The organism is Acidovorax sp. GW821-FHT09A11, from assembly GCF_059418365.1.
This window is the reverse complement of sequence record NZ_JBWKPS010000008.1, coordinates 94,356-118,104: the sequence shown is the minus strand read 5'-3', so window position 1 is coordinate 118,104 and position 23,749 is coordinate 94,356. Positions and strand designations below refer to the sequence as shown.

The following is a 23,749-nucleotide window of genomic DNA, read 5'->3' as shown; positions in this document are numbered from 1 at the left end:
GCGGGGTTGCACGGCCTTGTCTGCGGGGCGGCGCGCGGGCGCCTATAGTGTCCGGTTTTCCGTCTGGTCCGGCCCGCGCCGGGCCCGAGGTTGTCCGTACCACCGTTTTGTCATCAGGAGCCTTTGCATGAGCTACCCCAGCACCCAACTTTTCATTGCCGGTCAATGGCAGGATGCCGCCGATGGCAAGACCATCGCGGTGTTCAATCCGTCCACCGGCCAGGAAATCGGCCGCGTGGCCCATGCCGGCAAGGCCGACCTGGACCTGGCGCTCGCCGCCGCGCAAAAGGGATTCGAGGCCTGGCGCGGCATGCCCGCCGCCGAACGCGCCAAGACCATGCGCCGCGCCGCCGCGCTGATGCGCGAGCGCGCCGAGGCGATTGCGGCCGTCATGGTGCAGGAGCAGGGCAAGCCCCTGGCCGAAGCCAAGGTCGAGACCATGGCCTCGGCCGACATCATCGAATGGTTCGCCGACGAATCCCTGCGCGTGTACGGCCGCATCGTGCCCTCGCGCAACCTCAAGGCCACGCAGATGGTGCTCAAGGACCCGGTGGGCCCCGTGGCGGCCTTCACGCCCTGGAACTTCCCCATCAACCAGGTCGTGCGCAAGCTCGCCGCCGCGCTGGCCGCGGGCTGCTCCATCCTGGTGAAGGCCCCCGAGGAAACCCCCGCCAGCCCGGCCGAGCTGATCCGCGCGTTTGCCGATGCCGGCGTGCCCGCGGGCACCGTGGGCCTGGTGTATGGCGACCCGGCTGAAATCTCCAGCTATCTCATTCCGCACCCGGTCATCCGCAAGGTCACGTTCACGGGTTCCACGCCCGTGGGCAAGCAGCTGGCGGCGCTGGCCGGCAAGCACATGAAGCGCGTGACCATGGAGCTGGGCGGCCATGCCCCCGTGATCGTGGCCGAAGACGCCGACCTGGAGCTGGCCATCAAGATCGGGAGCGGCGCCAAGTTCCGCAACGCGGGCCAGGTCTGCATCTCGCCCACCCGCTACCTGGTGCACGAGAGCATCCGTGCCGAGTTCGTCGCGGCCTTCGCCAAGTACGCCCAGGGCCTGAAAGTGGGCGACGGCCTGGCCGCCGGCACGCAGATGGGCCCGCTGGCCAACCCGCGCCGCATCACCGCCATGGCCGACCTGCTGGCCGACGCGGTGCAGCAGGGCGCCAAGGTGCTGGCCGGTGGCGAGCGCATCGGCACCGAAGGCAACTTCTTCCAGCCCACCGTGCTCAACGACGTGCCGCTGTCCGCCCGCATCGTCAACGAAGAACCCTTCGGCCCCGTGGCGGCCGTGCGCGGCTTCGAGAAGATCGAGGACGCGATCGCCGAGGCCAACCGCCTGCCGTTCGGCCTGGCCGGCTATGCCTTCACCACCTCGCTGAAGAACGCCCACCTGCTGGCGCAGCGGCTGGAAGTGGGCATGCTGTGGATCAACCAGGCTGCTGCTCCTGCCGCAGAGCTGCCGTTCGGCGGCTTGAAGGATTCGGGCTACGGCTCCGAAGGCGGCCCGGAGGCCATCGAGGCACACATGAACACGCGCCTGGTGTCGATCATGAACGTGTGAGACAACGCGAACCCGATAAAAAGGCCCCGGCCGGTGATCACCGGCCGGGGCCTTTTTTGTTTTTTGGGTGGCTTTTCTGCAGCGGGCGGCGGAACGAGAAGACGCCGGCCGGGTCATTCGCCATGTGGTTTTTGTCTGGTGTTGCATTTCAAGCGCTTTATTGCTGAATTTAATATATCAATGGTTATTTATAAGGGATCATGATTTACTGCATTCAATTTCAAATTTACTGATTGCAATTAGTGAAAAAAATCAATGAGGGATATCTGGGGAAAAAACTTTCAGAAGTTGTTTTTCTCCGGGCGCTGTGGGTGGCGGGTTTTTTCTGGATATTGGGGGCGGCTTCTTCGCTGGCGTTCGCCGCGGCGCTGCCGACCCCTGCCCTGGCACGCACGGCGGTACTTTTCATTGAAGATGATGTGGCCCACCACGAAGCGTTGATGGCTGGCGCGGGTTCAGCGGCAGAGGTTGTCGTGCTGGATGCCAGGACTGATGGCTTGCGCCAGATGGCCGACGCGCTGTCGGGCCGCAAGAACATCTCCGCCGTACATTTGATCTCGCATGGTGCGCAAGGTGCATTGGCCCTGGGCTCGCTGACCCTCGACAGCCAGGCATTGCGGGGGAGGGGCCCGGACCTCGCGCGCATTCGCGAGGCGCTTGGCGACGAGGCCGACCTGCTGCTGTACGGTTGCGAGGTGGGGCGGGGCGCTGAAGGCCAGGCATTCATGGCCCTGCTGGCCGAGGCAACCGGTGCACAGGTTGCCGCGTCCACCAACCTCACGGGTGATGCCGGTCAAGGCGGCGACTGGCTGCTGGAACACCGTACCGGCCCATTGCGCAGCACGGTCCTGGCCTTCCCCTCGTACCGCCATGTCCTGCCCACCGTCGCTGGCACCTTGTCGATCAATCCGACCCTCGCGGACAACACCTTCACGGTCTCCAAGTTCCTCGACAGCAATCTCTCGGCCCAGATCCATTTTCCCAACATCGAATACGAGATCTACTTCGCCAACGTCGGCAATACGCTCAGCGGCAGTGTCACGAACTTCGACCTGACCAGCAGCGGCAGCAACTCCATGCTGATCTTCAGCACCTTGAACCCGGTCGGCGCGCTTGTCATCAAAAGCCAGTTGAACCGTCTGTTCGGCATCACCAGTTTCGTCATCCAGGACGTGCAGGCGCTGGGAGCGACCTATACCGCCACCGGCTACCGCAACGGCGTGGCAACGGGTGCCGGCCATCCCTTTGTTGCCGATGCGGGCGGCTCCAACGTCACCGTCAATCTGCTGGCGGACTTCGGAAATGTCGACGAGGTCCGGATCACCACCACTGGCAGCGCCGGAGCGCCCAACCAGCTGTGGCAGGAAGGTTTCAACAACTTCGTGTTCACCGAGCCCACCGGCAATGCCGACTTGAGTGCCCTGTCGGCGTCGTCCGGCGGCTTTTCATTCTTGGCCGCGACAACCAGCTACGGCTTTACGGTCGCCAACGCAATAACCAGCACGACTGTCACGCCAACGGTCGACACTCCGGGCGCAACCGTCACCGTCAACGGTGTGACCGTTGCCAGCGGCACCGCCTCAGGGGCTATTGCGCTGAACGTCGGCTCCAACACCATCACCACCGTCGTCACGGCTCTCGACGGGAGCACCACCAAGACCTACACCATCACCGTCACGCGCGCGGCACCGCCCTCGAGCAATGCCAACCTGAGCAACCTAGCGCTCTCGGCAGGTACTTTGAACCCCGTGTTCGCCTCGGGCACCACCTCCTACACGGCCAGCGTGCCCTTCACTACAACATCGCTCACCGCCACGCCCACCGTGGCCGATGCCACTGCCAGCGTCACCGTCAACGGTGTCGCTGTCACCAGCGGCAATGCGTCGGGGGCCATTGCGTTGGCAGTGGGCTCCAACACGATTACCACCGTCGTGACCGCCCAGGACGGATCCACGACCAGCACCTACACCACCACCGTCACCCGCGCGGCCGCGTCGGGCAACAACCAACTGGGCGCGCTGTCGCTTTCAAGCGGCGCACTGACCCCCGCGTTTGCCTCGGGCACCACCGGCTACACGGCCAGTGTGGGCAATGCCACCACGTCGTTGACCGCCACCCCCACCGTGGCCGACGCTACCGCCAGCGTCACCGTCAATGGCGTGGCCACCACCAGCGGCAACGCCTCGGGCGCGATTGCGCTGAACGTCGGTAGCAACACCATCACCGTCACCGTCACCGCGCAGAACGGCACGCCGCTGAGCTACACCGTGACCGTGACCCGGGCCGGGTCGTCCAATGCCGACTTGTCTGCGCTGTCGCTGTCCAGCGGCACCTTGGCGCCTGCGTTTGCAGCTGGCACCACCAGCTACACGGCCAGCGTCAGCAACGCCACCACCTCGCTCACGGTGACTCCGACCGTGGCCGCCGGTACCGCTAGCGTCACCGTGAACGGTGTGGCCACTACCAGCGGCAATGCCTCGGGCGCGATTGCGCTGAATGTGGGCAGCAACACCCTGACCACGGTCGTTACGGCCCAGGACGGCACCACGACCAAGACGTATACCGTCACCGTGACCCGTGCCGCGTCGTCCAACGCTGACTTGTCTGCGCTGAGTCTCTCTAGCGGCACTTTGAGCCCGGTGTTCGCATCGGGCACGACGGGCTATGTCGCCTCTATCGCGGCCGGCACCTCCAGCCTTACCGTCACCCCCACCGCGGCCGCTGGCACCTCTAGCATCACCGTCAACGGGGTGGCTGTCACCAGCGGGGCCGCCTCGGGTGCCATCGCGATGAACCCGGGCAGTAACACGGTCACCATCGTCGTCACCGCCCAGAACGGCGCGACCAAAAGCTACACCGTGACCATCGCGCGCGCGCTGCCTTCGGGTGACGCTGATCTGTCTGCGCTGTCCTTGTCCAGTGGCACCTTGGCGCCTGCCTTTGCCGCTGGCACCACCAGCTACACGGCCAGCGTCGGCAACGCCACCACCTCCCTCACCGTGACGCCAACCGTGGCCGATGCCACTGCCAGCGTCACAGTGAACGGGGTGGCCACCACCAGCGGCAGTGCCTCGGGCGCGATTGCGCTGGCGGTGGGTGCCAACACCATTACCACCTTCGTGACAGCGCAGGACGGCACCACCACCAAGACCTACACGGTGACGGTGACGCGGGCGGGATCGGGCGACGCCAACCTGTCGGCCCTGGCGTTGCCGGGCGGCAGCATCAGCCCGGCGTTTGCGCCGAGCACCACGGGCTACACGATGTCGATCGCGGCCGCGACCACCAGCATCATCGTCACGCCGACGGTCAATGAACCGAACGCAGCGGTGACGGTCAACGGCGTTGCCGTGGCCAGCGGCAATGCCTCCGGCGCCATCGCCATGAACACCGGTTCGAACACCGTCACGGTCGTGGTCACCGCGCAGAATGGCACCACCAAGACCTACACGGTCACCGTGACGCGTGCGGTCTCGTCGAATAACGACCTGGGCGCATTGTTGTTGTCGAGCGGCACCCTGAGCCCGGTATTCAGCGCGGCCCAGCAGAACTACACCGCTACCGTGCCCGACAGCTCCATCACCGTCACCCCCACCGTGGCCGATGGCAGTGCGAGTGTCATGGTCAACGGCGTTGCCACGCCCAGCGGCAACGCGTCGGCCCCCATTGCGCTGAACGTCGGCAACAACATGGTCACTGTGCAAGTGACCGCCCAGAGCGGCTCCACCAAAAACTACACGGTCACCGTGATGCGTTCGCGCCCCACCACGGCGACGGGCATCAGCCCCACCGGAGGCGGTACGGTGAATGCCAGCCTGTCGGGGCCGGCTGGCTGCGGTTTTGACCAGGCGAATTTCATCCCCCGCACGGGAGGCGCGGGCTCGCCGCCTTCTGGGGGCACGGCCGGGTATGTGTTTCCCCAGGGCTTATTCGATGTGATCGTCGGAGGTTGCACCAACGGTGCCGCAGTGACCATCACGCTGACTTATCCGCAGCCGTTCCCATCCGGCGCCGTGTACATGAAATACGGCCCTACGCCGGGCCAGGGCGCTCCCCACTGGTACCCGTTCCCCGGAGCGACGATCACCGGCAACACAGTCACGCTGGTACTTACGGATGGCGGCTTGGGGGATGATGATCTAGCGCTGAATGGCTCTATCCCGGATCCGGGCGGTGTGGTACTGGCCGCAGTCTCCACGGGGATTCCAACGCTTTCCCAGTGGGGTGTGCTGTTGTTGTCCTTGATGCTGGCTGCAATAGCCGTTCTGTGGACTGGTGCTCCGTCTCGTGAACAACTGGTACTTATCGTGCGTACCAGTGAGGTATCTTTGAAACGGAGATACCGCGATGAGGACAGGCAGACCGAAGACTGAACTGGTGCTGTCGGATGAGGAGCGTTCGCAGCGGCTGTCGCTTGCTCGACGCCGCTCGCTGTCTGCGGTGGTAAGCAATCAAGGGAATTTTTAGAAACTATCAATCACACCGAAATGTGATAGTTATTCCACGTTCATATGATATTTTCTACCAGGGCCTGAGCCAGGGCGGGCGCCGTTGAGTATTTTCCAGTGTCGATGGAAATATAGTTCCCCAATTTTGTAGTTCCATAATCAGAACGGCGGTGCAGCGTTGATTTTCGATCCGAAAGTGCTCCTTGGCCGGCGGCAAAAACCCATCCACCTTCAAGGGTGGAACGCTCTGCTTGCTCGCGGATTTTTGCTACCCACGGCAATAAGGCTTGAAGATGATTGAGAATGGAATTCGATATATCCTCAGCATCTTTGGATGCTAAATGAGGCTCCGGTGGTGAAATGTCAGAGCTGTCTACACGCAAACCATCGGGATACCAGGAGAGATAAAAATCGCGCCCGTTGTAGTTTTTTATGTCTCCGAATGGTCCGGTGGCGATGACAGCGCAAGGGGCATGAACCGGTTCTGCAGTGTGCAAGAAAAGCGATTGACGGTATCTGTTCGACCAAACTCCTGTCGGCTCTAGCCCCGCAGTTCGATCTATCGCTAAACGACCTTGCCAGAGCGAGTTTATTACGTAGTCGTATGGGCCAAATATGCCTGCGGAAGTCTCTATTTTCCACATGCCGTTGATTCCAACCTCTGCGGGCCGTGCAGCCATGACACGGGTTCCCATAAATTGTTGAATCAATTTTTCAGCGCCTATCGCAGGTATAAACCGCTCGGCGACCCAATTGGTATCAACGGATCTTTCTGGAACCCGAAAGCCTGCAACAATATCTGGCGACGATGTGAAACCAGCCAGTTCGGAAGAGCTCAGCTGGTGAATCCGACTTTCAGACGCATCTGCTAGATATCGCGCTGCATCTGGGTGAGATCGCACGCGCTCAACGACTTTCTCCATGTACGTCTTCATTTCCGATGCAGAAGTCACGGATTTGCGATGGCAAAAAAACAGGTCGTCTTCGGAGGTAATGGCTGGAGCGAGGGACGTGCCGATCAATTCCTCTATCAATGGCCGAAATCTGAGACCGCCGGGAATCACATGATCCGCCGTGCTTAGCGATGGATCTGCGCTGTAGAGGCACCCCAAGTGGATTTTTCCTTCGTTCCATCGGCTTGCCGCACTGAACGGTTGTTCAGCCATATCGAAGATGGATACTTCGATTCCTTTGCGGGCAAAAAGCAGCGCTGCAGAGCAGCCCATGATTCCAGCACCAAGGATGGCAATTCGGGGGGGATTTCGCATATGTCTTAATTCCAGGTCGAGACATATGATCCGGGATCATAGGGTTCGCTGGCCAATACTAAAAGTGAGGAATCCGAAACCAAATAAGTCTGGCGGCACCACACGCCAGCTCCTAAAAGGAGGCCTGGTCCGGCTGGTGTCAGCACAGTATCCACTTCTTCGTGCCCCTTTCTGAGCAAGAGGCCGATCTTTCCATGCAAGCAAATGAGGAGTTGTTCCCCGCTGCGGTGGCCATGCTCCCCCCGAATGGATCCGGTTGGGGCATCTGTCACTGTGAATGCGCGGCGTGGCGTGAAGGGCAGGCTATCAAAATCGAGGGGCAGCAGATTGCCTCGCTCATCAGTGTGAGTGGGAAGGTCAATGAAGCGGACTCGCCCCCCAAACCAACTGGAACAGAGGTTTGGAGCGATGGTGTTCATCACTTTTCCTCTTTTTTGAGATCTGGATTGTTTTGATAGAGCCATCTCGCCAAAGGGCTGGCGAGCGTCATTTTTTGCTCAGTAGTGAGGTTGGAAATCCAAATTTCCCGCATTATCGCGGCATAGACCTCATAGCGTTGGCGTTTGGAGAATTCCCAACTTCTGGATAAGCTACCGGGTTTGTAGTATTTGTAGCATAGAGTTTGAGGGATGCGTGCGAATTCTCCCAGGAGGCTCATGTGGAACAGCCACGGCCAATCTGCGGAAAATTCTCCTGCGCGATGGGTTTTGAGGCCGTTGATTTGCCGCGCTTGATTTAGGCGAAATAGTCCCCGATTGGGTACCCACCATTTATTACTCCCACTCATCATGAGTGCACCCCGTTGGACCGGGTCGCGAACACCCTCAAGCTCCGTGAATATCCAGTGCTCTTGAGTTCCGTTGGTGTTTGTCAAGTGTACGTCCGAATAACTCATGACAACCTCTGGCCGCATGTCCAGCACTTCTGTCAGCAGTTTGATGTATTCGGGTTTTAGGATGTCATCGTGAAACGCAAACAGTACATAATCTGCGTCAGTCTGATCAAGTAAAAAGTTGCAGTTGCCCACATAACCTAGTCGATGCGGTTGCAAGATCACCCTGAAGCGCGAGTCTTTCTGAGCATGCGCCATGCAGATCTCATAAGTTGAATCACTGCATTCATCTACAGAGACGATAACTTCCAGGTGAGGGTAAGTCTGCGCGGAGAGGCAGTCGAGGGTTGCTTGAATGAATGCCGAAGACTGCCACGCCGGGACAAGCGCGGCCACTTTCGAGGGCTTTGGACTAGGTTGCATGGGCTTGGTAAAGTGAACTCCAATTCTCAGTGTAGTAGAGCCGAATGGGATCGCGGAGGGTTTGCCAGCCTACGTCGTGTTGGCCGCTTGCGTGCATGCCGCAGCACAGTCGGGTGGGCTAGTTCGGGATGCACCGCGACCCGCAAAAGCCTGGATACCTCCCGGAAACCGCTTGCGTCTGTTGCTCGCGGTCTCCCCTTTCTGACCATCAGAACCGGTACGTCGACGTCAACGTGTACGTCCGTGCCTGCCCATAGAAGCAGTCCCCCCGCGCCAGGCATTGCGTGATGTGCACCTTGTCCGCCAGGTTCACCACGTTGAAGGCCACGCGCCAGTCGCCGGCGTCGTACGCCACCATCGCGTCGGCCAATGTAGCGGCCGGGGTGCTGATGGCGCTGGTACCGCTCCATTGCGAGCCGGTGTAGCGCACGCCGGCGCCCACGGTCCAGCCACCGCGGCCCTCGCTGGCGAAGCGGTGGCTCAGCCAAGCCGATGCGGTGTGCTTAGGCACGCTGGCCACGGGGGTGCCTTGGTCGCCTGCGTTGCTGCGGCTGATCTTCGCGTCGGTGAAGGCGTAGCCCAGGGTGAAGTCCCACTGGCGGGCCAGGCTGGCCTGCACTTCGGCTTCAAAGCCCCGGACCTTGACTTCGCCGATCTGCAGGCTGTTGAGCGGGTTGCCGGGGTCGTTGGTCTTGCGGTTCTTCTCGCGCAGCTGGTAGACCGCCGCGAAGGCGCTGATGCCCTGGCCGGCGGGTTGCCATTTCACGCCGGCCTCCCACTGCTCGCCGCGCTGGGGTTTGAAGGCCGTGCCGTAGGCGTCCACGCCGCCCAGCGGCTGGAAGGACTCGGAATAGCCCGCGTAAGGGGCCCAGCCGCCGTCCATCTGGTAGGTGAAGCCCGCACGCTTGGTCCAGGCCTTGTCATCCACCGCGGCCGCGGGGCGGCCCACGGTGTCGGTCTGGGCGCTGTCGTGGCGAAGGCCCAGCGTGGCGGTCCAGCGGTCCCACTTGATCTGGTCCTGCAGGTAAAAGCCCAGCTGCTTTTGCACCACGTTCGGTTGCCGCACCAGCTGCGCTGTGGTGGGTGGCGTGAAGTTACCGTACACCGGGTTGTACACGTCGATGGCCGGTGCCACGGCGCGCCAGGCCTGCTGGCCGGTGTGGTTGCGCTGCACGTCCAGGCCCGCGAGCAGGGTGTGGTCCGCGCTGCCGGTCTTGAGCTTGCCTTCGAGCTGGGTGTCGATCAGCAGCATGCGGCCGGTGTTGATGTTCCACACCGCGTCGCGCACGACGGTGCGGGCGTCGCTGTTGAACACGGGGCGCGCGGGGCGCCCCGTGGCGGCGTTGGCGGTGAAGCTGGTGTAGATGGTGCGGTAGTCCACCTCGCTCACGGTGCGGCGCAGGTTCTGGCGCACGGTCCAGTCCGCGTTCAGGCGGTGGCTGAAGAGGTAGCCCCAGGAGTTGTTGGTGGTGTCAAACGCGTCCCAGCCCGGCTCGCCGATGAAGGTGTTGCGCGGGATCTGGCCGTAGCGGCTGGCCAGCTGCGTGCCCTGCCACGGGAAGAAGCCGATGATCGAGCCGCTCTGGTCCTTCTGGTGCAGCGCCTGCAGCGTGAGCGAGGTGTCGGCGTTGGGCTTCCAGGTGAGCGAGGGCGCGAACACCAGGCGGTCGTCGTCCACGTGGTCCACCTGGCTGCCGCTGTCGCGGCCCACGGCCACCAGGCGGTAGAGCCACTGGCCGTCCTGGTCGAGCGCACCGGTCAGGTCGGCGGCGATCTGCTTGCGGGCGTTGTTGCCCAGCTGCAGCTGCAGCTCGCGTTGCGTTTCTGCCTGCGGGCGTTTGCTGGTGAGGTTGAGCACGCCACCCACGCTGCCCTGGCCGTACAGCACCGAGGTCGGCCCGCGCAGAAACTCCACCCGCTCCAGCGTGTAGGGGTCGGGCCGGCTGGTGTTGTAGGTGCCGTAGGTGCGCAGCAGGCCGTCCTGGTACTGCGACACGGTGCCGCCGCGTGCGGCAAAGCTGTCCACGCGGCTGTCGAAGTAGTTCGACACCGCCCCGGCCGTGTATGCCGTGACCTGGCGCAGCGTCTGCACGCCCTGCGCCTCGATCTGGTCGCGGGTGATCACGCTGATGGCCTGCGGGGTTTCGATGAGGGGCGTGTCGGTCTTGGTGGCGCTCAGCGCGCGTTTGGCGACGAAGCCGGTGACCGGGGCTGTGGGGCTTTCCTGTTCGCTGCCCGCGCTCACGGTGACGGGGGCCAGGGCCCTTTCGGCGGTGGGGGCGGCCGTGCCTTCGGCGGTGGCCTGCTGGGCGTGGGCGGCGCCGCACAGCGCGAGCAATGCGGCCTGCGCGATGGCGGTGCGGCAGGCGGTGGTGCCAGGTCTCATGGTGCTGTTTCTCCGATGGTTGAAAACTCTTCAAGCCCGAGGCGCAAGGCTTGCGGGGGCAAGCGCTGGCCTGCGGTCAGGTGATGGGGTGGTGCGGACGGTGTGGCGCGCCCTCAGAACGTGTAGTCCAGCGACACCTGTACCGTGCGCGGCTGGCCGGGCACCACAGTGCCAAAGCCGGCGGCCGTGGCCGTGCCGTCCAGGTAGTAGCGGCGGTTGCCCGCGTTCTTCAGGTTGGCCTGCAGCCGCACGCCGCCCGCGAACTGGTAGCCCACGGCCAGGTCGACCACGGTGAAGCCCGGCAGGCGCCACTTGTTGTCGTTGGCGGTGAACTTGTCGCCCTGGTGCACCAGGCCGCCGCCGACCCACAGGCCGGGCAGTTGCGGCAGGCGGTACTGCGTCCACAGCGATGCGTTGCGGCGCGTGGCCAGCGCGACACGGTTGCCCACGTTGGCACCGGCGGTGGTGTCGGACAGCACCTTGGGGTCGTGGAAGCTCGCATTGGCCGTCACCGTCCAGCCGGGGGTGATGCGGCCTTGCAGCTCCAGCTCGATGCCCTTGATGCGCTGGCGGGCGGTCAGCACCGAGTAGCCCGGGTGCTGCGGGTCGGTGGCGGGCGCGTTGGTCAGCTCCAGCTCGAAGGCCGACACCGTGGTCATCAGGCGCTGGTCCAGCCATTCCTGCTTCCAGCCCACCTCCAGCTGCTTGCCCTCCGACGGCGGCGCGGAGCGGTCGCCCCACAGCAGCGTGCTGGTGTTGGCCTGGAACGAGCGCGCATGGCTCGCGTAGAGCATGCTGCCGGGGCGGGGCTCCCAGCTGATCGCCGCGCTCGGCTGTGTCTTGCTCAGGTCGGTGGCGGGCGTGGAGTACGCGTCCTTGAAGCGGTCGTGGCGCAGGCCCAGCAGCAGGCCGAAGTCGCCCAGCACCATGCGGTCCTGCACGAACACGCCGGTGTTGCGCGCGTCCGAGGACAGCCGGGACACGCCGGTGGACGCTGCCGCCGGCACCAGGCCCGTCACCGGGTTGTAGAGGTCGACGGCACCCAGGTTGCCGGTGGCGCGCGCGCCGTACACGCCCTGGATGGTGCGCCAGTCCACGCCGGCCAGCAGGGTGTGTTGCACCGGGCCGGTCTGCACCTTGGCGCGCAGCTCGGCCAGCGCGGTGTCCGACGTGTATTCCTGCCCGGGTGCCAGCCAGTAGCCGCGCGGGACCCGGCCGTTGGCCGCAGGGCCCATGGGCGAGGGCAGGTTCACGTTGCGGTTCGTCTCGTTGCGCGACAGGTGCACGCGGCCCTGCAGCCCATCGGTGAAGCGGTGCTCCAGTTCGGTGGAGTAAAAGCGCATGCGGCCGTCGGTGGTCAGCCACGGCTCGCCGTAGAACGCGCTCACCGGCAGCACGTCGGCGCTGCGCGGGTTCTTGGGGTCGGGCACCGCCAGGCCCACGGTGGAGACGCCGTCGATGCCCTGGTATTCGGCCTGCGCGCGCCAGACGGTGTCGGGCGTGATCTGCCACTCCACGCTGCCGGCGATGCCCTGCTTGCGCGGGGTGTTGCCGTCCACGAAGCTGCCGCCCCGGCTGGCGCCGCCATCGAGCCGGTAGCGCAGCGTGCCGTCGGCGTTGAGCGGGCCGGTGAGGTCGAACTCCGCATGGCGCCAGCCGTCGCTGCCCACGCCGACCTTCACGTTGCGCAGCGCCTCGGCCTGGGGCCGCTTGCTCACGTAGTTGACGAGGCCGCCGGGCGCGACCTGGCCGAACTCCAGCGCGGCAGGGCCCTTGATGACTTCGACCCGCTCGATGTTGAACAGTGGCGGGTCCAGCAGGTGGACGAACTTGGCGCCGTCGCGCAAAAAGTTGAAGGTGTTGTTGGCCCACAGCCCCCGGATGGAGAACTGCGAGTACGAGCCGTAGTACTCGCTGCGCATGGACACGCCCGAAGCGTTGCGCAGCACGTCGCGCTCGGTGGTGGCCATCTGCTGCTCCATCAGCGCGTTGTCGATCACGCTCACCGAGCGGGGTGTCTCCAGCACCGACAGGCCCAGGCGCGAGCTGCTCTGGGCGCGCCGTGCGGGCGTGGCGGCCGCGCCCGCGGTCGAATCGACCACATCCACCTGGCGCATCGATGGCGCCGCTGTGGGCGGGGCGGCGTCTGGCGCCGCGCCGGTTTGTGCCAGGGCTGTACTGCACAGGGCCAGCAGGGCGGCGTGGGCCACGGCGGTGCGCAAAAAGTTCGGTTGGATCATGATGCTATGTTTTTAATAGCTTCTAGCGCTTGTATATCTAGCGTTAGGTGGCAATTTGATGCTGAAAAATGGGCGTGAAGCGGCCCACATGAACCCGCTGGCGGCATCGGCTGGCTCTGGCAGGAAGTCGGGCCGTGTGGGGTCGCGCGGCGACGGCTCCGCGCGGCGCGGCCCAGGTGCGGTGGTGCCGGATGGGCTGTACCGGGCTGCGCCGCCGCCCGGCGCAGCGGTTATGCGGCGTGGTGCGGTCGTTGTGGCTCAGTGGGTTTTGGGGGGCGCGGGCAGGGCGGGCGACGCCATGCCGTCGGCCAGCACGAAGGTGAGCGTGGTCACGTAGCTGGCTTCGCCGTACTTCTCGCCCTGGGCTTCGCCGGGGGTCTTGTCGCTGTGCTTGACCTCGGCCACGTACTGGCCCTTCCAGGGGGTGACGAAGGTCACGGTGCCGTCTTCAGCCGCCTCGGCCTCGCGCGTCCAGCCCGAGGGGGCTGCCAGCTGCACCTTGGCCTTGGGCAGCGGCGCGCCCTTGTAGACCACCTTGAACTCGCCGGGCTTGCCGGTGGGCACCAGGTCCAGCGGCGCGGTGGGTGCCACGGCTTGCGTCAGGCCCGCCACCCAGCGGGCCGAGGGCTGCCAGTACATCGCGGGCAGGTTGCGCTTGCTGCGGTCGATCAGCGGGTAGGTGGCGGCGGCGAACAGCGTGTCGGGCGTGCCGGCCACGGTGTAGTGGAAGCCGTCCTTGCCCAGCTGGCCGTCCACGCGTTGCGCAACGGTGCCGGTGCGCTGCTCGAGCGCGGGCACGCCCTTGAACTTGTCCAGCGAGCCCGGCGAGGTCTCGCGCAGGTTGTCGTTGAACTCGCCAAAGTGCAGGCGGGCCTGGCCGCCCGCGTTCTCCAGCCACACCTGGTGGGAGTGGGCGGTGGTGACGGCGGTGAGGGATGCACAGGCGAGCAGGGCGGCAAGCACGGGGGCCTTGCGGCGCAGGGACGAGGACATGGCAGTTTCCTTTCGGTGGTTTCAACAAAAATCGGCAAGCACGCAGCGCTGCGCACCCCTGGACGAGGGGGCGAAACGCGACGCGAAAGGGATTGGCTGCCTACGCCCGGTGGTCAGGCGCTGGGTGGCTGTGCGGCGGCGTGCAGGGTGCAGCGTCCGGACGGACGCGCCGCTGGGGCAAGGGGCTGTGTGGGGTGAGGCGGTGGCGTCAGAAGTCCACGCCCACGCTGACCGACAGCGTGCGCGGCGCACCCACCACCAGGTAGCCCGCGCCGGGGTAGCCGCCCGACGATGCCCAGTAGTTGCGGTTGGTGAGGTTGTCCACGCGGGCGCGCAGCGTCACGAGGCGGCCTTGCACTTCGGTCAGGTAGCGCACGCCCACGTCCAGGCGGTTCCAGCCGGGCACGCTGATGGTGTTGGTGGCGTTGGCGTACACCGAGCCGGTGTGCACCAGGCGGCCGTCCAGCGCCAGGCCGGTCACGCCCGGCACATCCCATTCGGCGCCGATGTTGGCCTGCAGCTTGGGTACGCCGATCACGCGGAGGCCGTCGGTGCTGGCGGTGCCCGTGTTCAGCTGCTTGGCGTCGAGCCAGGTCAGGCCGCCCAGCAGGCGCAGGCCCTTGGTGGCCTCGCCCTGCACGGCCAGCTCGATGCCCTGGTGCCGGTCCTTGCCGTTGCTGCGGAAGATGTTGTCGCTGCCCACGTAGGCGCGCGGCTTGGTGGTGGAGAACAGCGCCACGCTGCCGCCAAAGCGGCCGCCGTCGAACTTCACGCCCACTTCCTTTTGCTTGGCGACGTAGGGCGACAGCATCTCGCCGCGGTTGGCTGCGGTGGAGGGCGCGGTCGCGCCCTGGCTCAGGCCTTCCACGTAGTTGCCGTACAGCGACAGGCTCTTGTCCAGCTTGTAGACGGCCGCCAGCAGCGGGCTGGTGCGGCTCTGGTCGTAGCGGTCGGTCTCGGCCGCCGTGCCGTAGGCGTAGTTGGCGATCTCGATGGTCTGGTGGCGCAGGCCGCCGGTGAGCAGCAGGCGCTTGTCCAGCAGCGACACCGTGTCGCCGATGGCAAAGCTGGTCAGGCGCGTGCTGCCGGTCAGGCGCGGGTCGGCCAGGTCGCCGCCCCGGAAGGCACCCGCGCTGAAGCCCGGCAGCGGGCTGTACACGGGGTTGTAGAGGTTGGTGGCCTGCGTGTTGGCAAAGTCCATCGCGTAGGCGTTCTTCTTGTCCGCGCTGAAGTGCGATGCCACCACCACCCATTCGTGGCCCATGCTGCCGGTCTGCAGCTTGCCGCGCAGGCCCAGCTCGCCGGTGTTCACGCTGTCCTTGCGGGTGTTGTCGAAGCGGTAGGTAGAGCCCGCGCCGGTGCTGCTGTCGCTCACCGTCAGGTTGGCCAGCGAGTTGGCCTCGGAGCTGCGGCGCGCGCCAGCAGCGGCCCAGCCGGTCACGTCCTGCGTGATGTCCCACTCGCCGCGCAGCGTGCCGAAGGTGTCGCGCTCGTTGGAGTAGGTCCAGGGCTGGGCGAAGTTGGTGCCGCCGTCCGGTGCCGTGGGCATTTGCGTGGCGGTGGCGCCCAGCGTCACATTGGTGCGGGTGCTCTTGAGCTTGTGGTCCTGCCAGCCGATGTCGCCCGACAGGCGCACGTCGCGGCTGCGCCAGTCCAGCCCCACGGCTGCCAGGCCGAGCTTGACGTCTTCATGGTCCACGGCCGTGCCGCCGTTGTGGGTGGCCGCATTCACGCGGATGCCCGTGTTGCCGTCGGGACCGAAGCGGCGCGCGATGTCGGCCGCCAGCTGCGTCTGCCCGCCACTCGACACGCCGAAGGTCACGCGGTTCAAAGGCTCGTTGGGCGCGCGCTTGGGCAGCAGGTTGATGGAGCCGCCGATGCCGCCGCCATTGGGGCTGGCACCGCTCAAGAAGGCCGATGCGCCGCGCAGCACTTCCACGCGCTCGAACAGCTCGGTGGCGATGTACTGGCGCGGCAGCAGGCTGTACAGGCCGTTGTAGGCCGTGTCGTCCGAATCGAGGATGAAGCCGCGGATGAAGTACGCCTCCTGGAAGTTGCCGAAGCCGCGCGCCACGCGCACCGTGGGGTCGCTTTGCAGCACGTCACCCACGCTGCGGGCGTGGCGGTCCTGGATGAACTCGTTGGTGTAGCTGGTGATGGAGAACGGCGTGTCCATCGCGTCCTTGGTGCTCAGCACGCCGGCACGGCCGCCGCGGGCCACCTGGCCGCCAGCGTAGGCCGGCGACAGGCCTTGCGCCGATGCGTCGGCACTGGCGTTCACCGTCACGGTGGACAGCGCCTTGCCTTCCGCCGGGGTGGTTGGCGCAGCCTGCTGGGCCAGCACGGCAGGCGCCGCCAGCGCGAGCATCACGGCGGCGGCAATGGCCACCGGCGTGGCGGCAAAAACGGGGCGCAGCGGGGCAGGCTGGAAGGATGTGGCTGGGCGCATGGTCGTTGTCTGAAAAAGTGAAGTTGAAGGGGGTGTCAGCGCGGGGCCGAAGCGGTGTCGCTGCTGCGCATGTCGGTATCTGCAGGGTCGCCGGTGCGACCTGGGGTGGCGTGCGGGGCAGGTGTGGAACGGTGGGCACGCTGTGCAAAAGGCCACGAGAACCATCCCATCACCGCCACCGGAACGCCCAGGCCCACCCATGACCACCAGTCGCCCCAGGTGTCGGACACCAGGGCGGTGATCAGGCCCGTGGTGGTGAGCACGCCCATCACGATGGGCCAGCCCCACAGCGACCAGAACGGGGTCGGCTTCATGCGCGGCCCTCCGTGCGCGGCAGCGGGCTGCCGGTGTGTACTGAAGCGGCAGCGGTGGTGGGCAGGCCGGTGGGCACTGGCGCGGTGGTGGCCGCCGTGGCGTTGCCCGCTTGCACGCCCTTGCGCAGCCACAGGTACAGCCCGCTGCCCAGCACGACGATGGTCGCGATGTCGAGCAGCGCCCAGATGATCTTCATCGGCATGCCGCCGTAGTCGCCAAAGTGCAGCGGCTGCGACACCAGCAGCGCCGTGAGGTACCAGGGCAACTGCGGCGCGGCCGTGACCTGGGCCGTGCGCGCGTCCACCATCACGGGCTGCAGCAGGCGCGAGGTCAGCGGTTCCTTGCCGCGCAGGAAGAAGGTGTTGTGGTGGGGGCTGGAGAACGCGGTGCCCGGGAAGGCGATGAACGACAGCTTCATCTCCGGCGCGTGCGCCTGGGCCGCCTGCAGGGACTGCTGCAGCGGGCCGCGCTCGGCCACGGGCACTGTGGGCTGGCCTTCGTAGGGCTTGAGCAGGACGGACAGCTGGTCGTACTGCCAGTACTTGATCATCAGGTCCGCCCAGGTATTGATCATGCCCGTGGCGCCCACCACGAGGGCCCACACCAGGGTGACGATGCCCAGCAGGTTGTGCAGGTCGAGCCACTTGACGCGGGTGGACCGGTCCCGGCGCACCTCTCCGAAAGCCAGCTTGCGCATGAACGGCGCGTACAGCACCACGCCGGTGACGATGGCCACCAGCAGCAGCAAGCCCATGAACCCCAGGAACAGCTTGCCCGCCAGGCCCGCGAACAGGTCCACATGCAGGCGGAACATGATGTACATGAAACCCTGGTCCACCGGCCGCTGCGACAGCACGGCGGCCGTGCGCGCGTCCACCGCGATCGACTTGAAATCCTCGGTCGGCGCGGGCGTGGGCGTGAGGGTGACGAACCACAGCGCGTCGTCGTCCTCGGGCTGCGAGGCGAACTGCACCACGCGCTCGGGGTGCAGGGCCTGCGCGGCGGCCAGCACCTTGTCCAGGCTGGCGCGCGGCGTGTGGGCGGGCATGGGGGGCGCCTCGACCTCGGTGCCCAGCAGGTGGCCGATCTCGTGGTGAAAGATGAGCGGCAGGCCCGTGAGGCACAGCAGCAGCATGAAGACGGTGCACACCAGGCTGGACCACTTGTGGGTCCAGCTCCAGCGGCGCAAGGCGGTGGGGCTCATGGCGGTGTCGGAAGATAGGAGCGCGGTGCCCGCGCGCGCGCCCGGTCCCCGCGCGGCGAGCACGGGCGACGCGGCGGTGGAGATGCCACCCAGGTGGCAAAAGCAGGGGCGAATGAAGTCAAGCCAGGCAACCCGGAAACGTCGAAGGGGCGGTGGGTGCTGGCTGCAGCCGGCTGCGGGGCGCGGGCTGTGGCTTGCGGATACCTAATTTTACATTGCAAATGGGAATTATTCCTATTGTGGGGGTGCGCGGGGCGCCGCGTTGTCTGGGATGAGCAACACCCGGTGGCGGGTGGGCGCGTGCAGGGGGCGCGCGCCCGTGGCATCGCGTGCAGTGTCCCGGCGCACTGGCGTTGGCCGAGCCACCAAAGTGCTTGCGTGGCTATAGTGCGCGGGCGTGCCCGAACGGGTGCGTGACCGTCGCCACTACAACACTTGGCCTTCCGGCCATCAAAAGACACTTTCATCCATGAAACATTGCCTTGCCCTTTGCGCCATCGCGCTGGCTGGCTGCGCTTCGCAGTACCACCCCCAACCCACCGCCGACAGCGCCACGCTGAAGATCATCGGCAACAACGCCCACTTCTTCACCGAGGCGTACGAGAACGAAGACTGCGTGCCCCACAAGGACGGCATCCGTCTGGCGACCTTCACCGGGATGACGAAGGACGTGGAGAACCCTTCCGTGGGCAAGACGGTGCAGATTCCGGCCGGCAAGCCGTTCGTGCTCTCGCACTACTACATCGATGCGCGCGTGGCCCAGAACCGGATCTGCCGGGTGACCGTGGCCTTCGTACCCGAGCGTGGCCAGAGCTACCAGACATACTTCCATGTGGAGCCGGACGTGAGCAGCTGCGATACCTTGGTGTCCGCCAGTACCGGCAGCCTGTCCATGAACGTGCCATCGTTCAAGTACGGCCGCAACCTGTGCGTGAGCGGCGAGAACCACGGGCCCGTCGCGCGCAAGGCCACACGGCTCGACTGGAAGGTGAACCTGCAGCGCGCTCCCGCACGCTGAGGCGCGGCAGCCGGCGGGCCCGGGCAGGCCCGCTGGCGGTAGCCCGCTTCCCCGTCAGTACCGCGCCTTGAGCGCCACCGTCACGCGGCGTGGCTCGCCATAGAAGTTCTGGCGCGACACCCCGGATACCTTCTCGTAGTAGGTCTTGTCCAGCAGGTTGTCCACCGACAGGTTCAACGACAGGTGGTCGTTGATCTGGTAGCCCACCTGCGCGTTGAACACCGCGTAGCCGGGCGCGTTGATGCGCAGCGCGCCGCTTTGCGCGAAGAACGCGCTGCGGTACGACATGCCTCCGCCCACGCTGAAGCCGCGCAGCGCCGGGCTGGTGAAGGCATAGCGGGTGAACAGGTTCACGCTGTGGCGCGGCGTGATGGGGCTGAACACCTGGCCCTGCTGGGCGACGGGCGCCTTCAGGTAGCGGGTGTCGTTGTAGGCGTAGCCCGCCACGATGTCCCAGCCGGGCTGTGGCTGGCCGCTGACCTCGGTCTCGAAGCCCTGCGCGCGCACCTTGCCGCCGGCGATCGATGCGTTGGTCACCACCGGGTCCGCGACAGCGCGGTTCTCGTCGATGATGCGGAACAGCGCTGCATGGGCCTGAAGGCGCTTTTGCAGGAACTCGCCCTTGACACCCAGCTCGACCTGCTTGCCCGTGCGCGGGTCGAGCAGTTGCTTGGCCGCGGTGAGCTGGGTTTGCACCACGAAGGTTTCGGCGTAGCTGGCGTAGCCGGTGTACTGCGGGTGGAAGTCCCACATCAGCGCGATGGAAGGCACGAACTGGCGGCCGGGATCGGCCGATGCGGTGACCGCGCCGGTACTGGTGCTGCGCGTCACCACCTCGGCCCACGAGAGGCGCCCCCCCGCGAGCAGCTTGACGGTATCGGCCAGGCTGACCTGGGCCTGCCCGTACAGCGCGTTCTCGCGGCGGGTGACGATGGAGGTGAAGCCCTTGAGCGTGATGTCGGGGTACGCCAGGTCGTAGTTGGGCCGCAGCAGGTTGAAGGGCAGGGTCGGCCCGTAGATGTAGTTGCCGTCCCAGGTCCTGCCTTCGTTGTGGCTGGCGCCCACCAGCAGCTTGTGGGTGCGGCCCGCCACCTGCACCGGCGTGGCCAGGAAGGCGTCGTAGTTGCGGGTGCGCACGTGGAAGTCTCCGTCCACGGTTTCCATGGTGAAGCTGCCGTCGGCGGCCAGGGCACTGTTGGCCCGGGCGGAGCGGTAGAAGGCCGTGCGGTCGATGTCCCGCGCGGACAGGCGCACCACGCCGCCGCCGGCCAGGCGGTGCTCCAGCTCGGCGAAAACGTCGGTGGTTTCCAGGTCCTGGCGGTTGGCGCGCAGGCCGGCAAAGGAACTGCGGGGCAGGTCGGCCAGGCGGCCGTCGGCATAGGTGGGCAGGCCCTGATCGATGGCGGCGCGCACGCGCTGCTGTGCTGCGCCCACCGACACGGTGGTGGACGGGGCGATGTCCCATTCCAGCGTGCCGTAGCCCAGGCGCTTGTTGTTGAACAGCGTGTCGATGTGGCTGTCGCGGTCTTCCACCACGGCCACGGCGCGCGCGCGGATCGTGCCTTCGGCGTTGAGGCCGCCGCCCACGTCCACCGTGCCGCGGCGCAGGCCGAACGAGCCCACCGCCGCATCGGCACCGATGGCCAGTTTGGACGGGGCGCGCTTGCGCACCAGGTTGACGGTGCCGCCGGGTTCGCTCGCGCCCTGCAGCAGGCCGGCCGGGCCGCGCAGCACTTCGATGCGGTCGTACATGGCCGTATCGAGCGTGCTGTAGTTGCCTTGCGGAATGGGCACACCGTCGAGCTGGATCGCACCCAGATCGAACCCCCGCGACTGGAACGAGTTGTAGTTGCCCGCGCCGTCCAGCCGCGTGATGGTCATGCCAGTGCTCAGCTTGATGGCGTCCTCGACCTTGGTCAGGTTGCGGTCGTCGAGCTGCTGGCGCGTGACCACGCTGATGGACTGGGGCGTCTCGCGCGGCGTCTGCTGCAGCTTGCCCACGCTGACTTCGCGGGCGGTGTACTGGCCGCTGCCCTCGGTGGTGGCGCCGTCCGCGCCATCGGTCACCTTGACCTCGGGCAGGGCGGCGGTGGCGGCAGGGGTGGGGGCTGTCTGTGCCTGGGCCTGGGCTGTGGCCAGCGTGGCCAGCAGCGAGGCCGCCAGGGCCAATGGGTGCATGCGCATGGTGCTTCTCCTCCTCGATGTTGCTATGAATTGAGTAGCTGCCAGCGCTTTTCCATCAAGCGCTGGTGGCGTAAAAGGCTTTGAATTTGCTGGCGGCGCCTGCATGTGCCGTGTCAGAACCGGGTGCGCAGCGTCACCTGCAGCGCGCGGGGCGAGCCGGGCAGGATCAGGTTGTCGTTGCTGCCGTGGGCCGACACGTAGTACTTGCGGTTGGCCAGGTTCTTCACGTTCACGTCCACATCCCACTGGCCCACCGTGTACTGCAGCGCGGCGTCGAGCGTGGTGTAGCCGGGCAGGGTGACCAGGTTGGTCAGCGAGGTGAAGCGTGCACCCACGTAGTTCACGCCGCCGCCCACGCGCAGGCCGTGGCCCAGGTCCTTCATGGCCCATACGAACGCGGAGTTGCGCGGCGTGAGCGCGGCCACCTTGCCCTGCGCCGCGATGGCCGCCGTGGGCAACTGCAGCGAGCCCGTGGTGGCCAGCGACCTGGTCATGCGACCATCGAGCCACGCGTAGCCGGCGCTCACGTCCCAGCGGCCGGGCAGGCGGCCATTGGCGGTCAGCTCCAGGCCGTTGGTGCGCTGCGTGCCCACGTTGATCTGGCGCGACGGGTTGGTCGGGTCGGTGTTCTTGATGTTGGTGCGCTCGAGGTTGAACAGCGCGCCGGTGAAGTTCAGGCGGCCGTCCAGCACGTCGAGCTTCACGCCGATTTCCTTGTTCTCGGTGATCTCGGGCTCGGCGCCGGTGGTGTTGGCCGCCAGCGCAAAGGTCTCGGCCGAGGGCTGGAACGACTTGCTGTACGACACGTAGTACGAGAGCGCCTCGCTGGGCTGCCACACCAGGCCCGCGCGGGGGCTGAACTTCTTGTCGGTACGCGAGAGGCCCGCGAGCTTGCGGTCGAACGTGGTCTCCTGCCCGAACACGTCGTAGCGCGCGCCCACCAGTGCCTTCCATTGCGGCGCCAGCGTGATCTGGTTTTGCCAGTACAGCGCGGCCGTGTCCTGCGTGGTGTGGCTGGGGATGGCGCCGTCGGCCGCAAAGCTGGCGGCCGGGATGGCGGGGGCAGGGCGGTTGCCGGGGTTGAAGATCGGCACGCGGTCGGCGCCGCCCGAGACGGACTCGGCGCGCTTCTTCTGCTGGCCCAGCTCCACGCCCATCAGCCATTCCTGCTGGAAGCCGCCCAGCTGGTGGCGCCAGGTGACGTCGGTCTGGTTGAAGAAGCCTTTTTCGTCGCGCAGGACGAACGAGCGCGTGCGGCCCACGGTCAGGTTCACCGGGTCGGTGGTGCCGCCGGGCAGGGTGTTGTAGCGGTCCAGCGCGTAGTCGTACAGGCGCGTGACGTTGCGCACCGACCAGTCGTCGTTGAAGCGGTGGTTCAGCGTGGCCGCGAACGACTGCATGGTGCTGGTGGTGGTGTCGTCCTGCGCGGCGTTGCTGGAGCCGTAGTACGTGCGGGGCGACACGTTGACGGGGCGGCCGTTGAGCGCGGGAATGCCAAAGTCCGTCAGGCGCTGGTCGCGGGCGTGGGTGTACTGCAGCAGCAGGTCGGTCTGCGCCGCGAGCTTGAGCGCGAGCGACGGCGCGAAGTTGTGGCGCTTGACGAACTGCTGGTCGCGGTAGCTGCCCGAGTCTTCCACCGCGGCGTTGATGCGAAAGGCCGCGGTGTCGCTGATGCCCACATTCACATCGGCCGTGGCGCGGCGGTAATCGAAGCTGCCCAGGCCCAGCGATGCCTCGCCCGAGGTCTCGCCGAACCTGGGCTTCTTGGTCACGCGGTTGATCAGGCCGCCCGACGATCCGCGCCCGTACAGCACGGCGGCGGGGCCCTTGAGCACCTCCACGCGCTCGATGTCGGCCAGGTCGCGGAAGTACAGCGCATCGTCGCGCACGCCGTCGACAAACTGGTCGGCGATGGCCGTGAAGCCGCGGATCACCACCTGGTCGCGCTGCCCGTCGCCGTGGCTCATGGCCACGCCGGGCACGTTGCGCAGCACGTCTTCCATCGACCGCGTGCCCTGGTCGCGCATGAGCTGCTCGGGCACCACGTTCACGGCCTGGGGCACGTCGCGCAGCGGCGCGCTGCCCTTGGTGGCCGAGGTGCTGGCGGCGGGCGAGTAGCCGTCGTCCCCAGTGGTGGACTGCACCGTGACCTCGCCCAGCGTCTGCGGTGCGGTGGCCGGCGGCGGGCTCTGCGCCCACGCGGCGCTGCAAAGCGCGGCGAGCAGGGCAGCCGACAGGGGTCTGAGCGTGTGGGACTGGCGGATGGCGTGCATGGTTTTTCCTCGGGCGTGTGCGCAGCGCAGATGAAGACGGCAACCCCGCACCCCGTGCCTGGCGCGGGCCGGTGGTCGGCCCTTGGCTGGGAGGTGTGCGAAGCGTGAAAAGGGGTGCGGGTGGTGGCGGTAACGTTCAGGGGCGGAGGTCT

Annotated in this window: 14 protein-coding genes; 3 read left to right on the top strand and 11 right to left on the bottom strand. The window is 66.2% G+C overall.

Annotated elements, in window-relative coordinates; genetic code table 11:
• Positions 1-127: 127 nt before the first annotated feature.
• Both AC07PV_RS19580 and AC07PV_RS19575 read left to right on the top strand, forming a co-directional pair.
• Positions 128-1,564, top strand: coding sequence for an NAD-dependent succinate-semialdehyde dehydrogenase (locus AC07PV_RS19580; protein ID WP_494595213.1), 1,437 nt, complete (start codon positions 128-130; stop codon positions 1,562-1,564).
• Positions 1,565-1,806: 242 nt separating this feature from the next.
• Positions 1,807-5,937, top strand: a complete 4,131-nt coding sequence (locus AC07PV_RS19575; RefSeq protein ID WP_494631097.1) for an IPTL-CTERM sorting domain-containing protein — start codon at positions 1,807-1,809, stop codon at positions 5,935-5,937.
• Between the two features lie 134 nt (positions 5,938-6,071).
• On the opposite strand, the gene AC07PV_RS19570 is transcribed toward AC07PV_RS19575, so the two are convergent.
• The 9 genes from AC07PV_RS19570 to AC07PV_RS19530 form a co-directional block, all read right to left on the bottom strand.
• Entirely contained in the window at positions 6,072-7,280 is a 1,209-nt protein-coding gene (locus tag AC07PV_RS19570) for an FAD-dependent oxidoreductase (protein WP_494631095.1), read from the bottom strand.
• A gap of 5 nt (positions 7,281-7,285) precedes the next feature.
• The gene (locus AC07PV_RS19565; RefSeq protein ID WP_218295419.1) at positions 7,286-7,699 is read right to left on the bottom strand and encodes a sugar 3,4-ketoisomerase; all 414 of its coding nucleotides are present in this window, start codon (positions 7,697-7,699) and stop codon (positions 7,286-7,288) included.
• Positions 7,699-8,508 (bottom strand): glycosyltransferase family 2 protein, encoded by an 810-nt coding sequence (locus AC07PV_RS19560; protein WP_369642901.1) that lies wholly within the window; start codon positions 8,506-8,508, stop codon positions 7,699-7,701. Before AC07PV_RS19560 ends, AC07PV_RS19565 begins: the two co-directional genes overlap by 1 nt.
• Before the next feature lie 235 nt (positions 8,509-8,743).
• Positions 8,744-10,921: a TonB-dependent siderophore receptor gene (locus tag AC07PV_RS19555; protein ID WP_494595206.1), complete on the bottom strand. Its 2,178-nt coding sequence runs from the start codon at positions 10,919-10,921 to the stop codon at positions 8,744-8,746.
• A gap of 113 nt (positions 10,922-11,034) precedes the next feature.
• A complete protein-coding gene (locus AC07PV_RS19550) occupies positions 11,035-13,161 on the bottom strand; it encodes a TonB-dependent siderophore receptor (protein ID WP_494631094.1) in 2,127 nt (708 codons plus the stop codon).
• Between the two features lie 258 nt (positions 13,162-13,419).
• Positions 13,420-14,154, bottom strand: coding sequence for a TonB-dependent receptor (locus tag AC07PV_RS19545; RefSeq protein WP_494631093.1), 735 nt, complete (start codon positions 14,152-14,154; stop codon positions 13,420-13,422).
• Between the two features lie 208 nt (positions 14,155-14,362).
• Complete coding sequence (locus AC07PV_RS19540; protein ID WP_494631091.1) at positions 14,363-16,603, bottom strand: TonB-dependent receptor; 2,241 nt, start codon at positions 16,601-16,603, stop codon at positions 14,363-14,365.
• Positions 16,604-16,638: 35 nt separating this feature from the next.
• A complete protein-coding gene (locus AC07PV_RS19535) occupies positions 16,639-16,917 on the bottom strand; it encodes a hypothetical protein (RefSeq protein ID WP_494631090.1) in 279 nt (92 codons plus the stop codon).
• Positions 16,914-18,122 carry a PepSY-associated TM helix domain-containing protein gene (locus AC07PV_RS19530; RefSeq protein ID WP_494631089.1) on the bottom strand — a complete coding sequence of 403 codons (1,209 nt, stop codon included), beginning with the start codon at positions 18,120-18,122 and terminating at the stop codon, positions 16,914-16,916. The genes AC07PV_RS19535 and AC07PV_RS19530 overlap by 4 nt, the downstream gene beginning before the upstream one ends.
• A 469-nt stretch (positions 18,123-18,591) precedes the next feature.
• Here AC07PV_RS19530 and AC07PV_RS19525 point away from each other — a divergent pair, with 469 nt between their 5' ends.
• Positions 18,592-19,140, top strand: a complete 549-nt coding sequence (locus AC07PV_RS19525) for a hypothetical protein (protein ID WP_369642894.1) — start codon at positions 18,592-18,594, stop codon at positions 19,138-19,140.
• A gap of 54 nt (positions 19,141-19,194) precedes the next feature.
• On the opposite strand, the gene AC07PV_RS19520 is transcribed toward AC07PV_RS19525, so the two are convergent.
• Complete coding sequence (locus AC07PV_RS19520) at positions 19,195-21,324, bottom strand: TonB-dependent siderophore receptor (protein WP_218340224.1); 2,130 nt, start codon at positions 21,322-21,324, stop codon at positions 19,195-19,197.
• A 113-nt stretch (positions 21,325-21,437) separates the two neighbouring features.
• Positions 21,438-23,597, bottom strand: a complete 2,160-nt coding sequence (locus tag AC07PV_RS19515; RefSeq protein ID WP_494631088.1) for a TonB-dependent receptor — start codon at positions 23,595-23,597, stop codon at positions 21,438-21,440.
• Positions 23,598-23,749: the final 152 nt, after the last annotated feature.

Bases quoted from the DNA above. Each gene is read 5' to 3' on its own strand.
- AC07PV_RS19580 (WP_494595213.1), top strand. From the start codon at position 128: ATGAGCTACCCCAGCACCCAACTTTTCATTGCCGGTCAATGGCAGGAT.
- AC07PV_RS19570 (WP_494631095.1), bottom strand. From the start codon at position 7,280: ATGCGAAATCCCCCCCGAATTGCCATCCTTGGTGCTGGAATCATGGGC.
- AC07PV_RS19565 (WP_218295419.1), bottom strand. From the start codon at position 7,699: ATGAACACCATCGCTCCAAACCTCTGTTCCAGTTGGTTTGGGGGGCGA.
- AC07PV_RS19555 (WP_494595206.1), bottom strand. From the start codon at position 10,921: ATGAGACCTGGCACCACCGCCTGCCGCACCGCCATCGCGCAGGCCGCA.
- AC07PV_RS19550 (WP_494631094.1), bottom strand. From the start codon at position 13,161: ATGATCCAACCGAACTTTTTGCGCACCGCCGTGGCCCACGCCGCCCTG.
- AC07PV_RS19545 (WP_494631093.1), bottom strand. From the start codon at position 14,154: ATGTCCTCGTCCCTGCGCCGCAAGGCCCCCGTGCTTGCCGCCCTGCTC.
- AC07PV_RS19540 (WP_494631091.1), bottom strand. From the start codon at position 16,603: ATGCGCCCAGCCACATCCTTCCAGCCTGCCCCGCTGCGCCCCGTTTTT.
- AC07PV_RS19535 (WP_494631090.1), bottom strand. From the start codon at position 16,917: ATGAAGCCGACCCCGTTCTGGTCGCTGTGGGGCTGGCCCATCGTGATG.
- AC07PV_RS19530 (WP_494631089.1), bottom strand. From the start codon at position 18,122: ATGAGCCCCACCGCCTTGCGCCGCTGGAGCTGGACCCACAAGTGGTCC.
- AC07PV_RS19525 (WP_369642894.1), top strand. From the start codon at position 18,592: ATGAAACATTGCCTTGCCCTTTGCGCCATCGCGCTGGCTGGCTGCGCT.
- AC07PV_RS19520 (WP_218340224.1), bottom strand. From the start codon at position 21,324: ATGCGCATGCACCCATTGGCCCTGGCGGCCTCGCTGCTGGCCACGCTG.
- AC07PV_RS19515 (WP_494631088.1), bottom strand. From the start codon at position 23,597: ATGCACGCCATCCGCCAGTCCCACACGCTCAGACCCCTGTCGGCTGCC.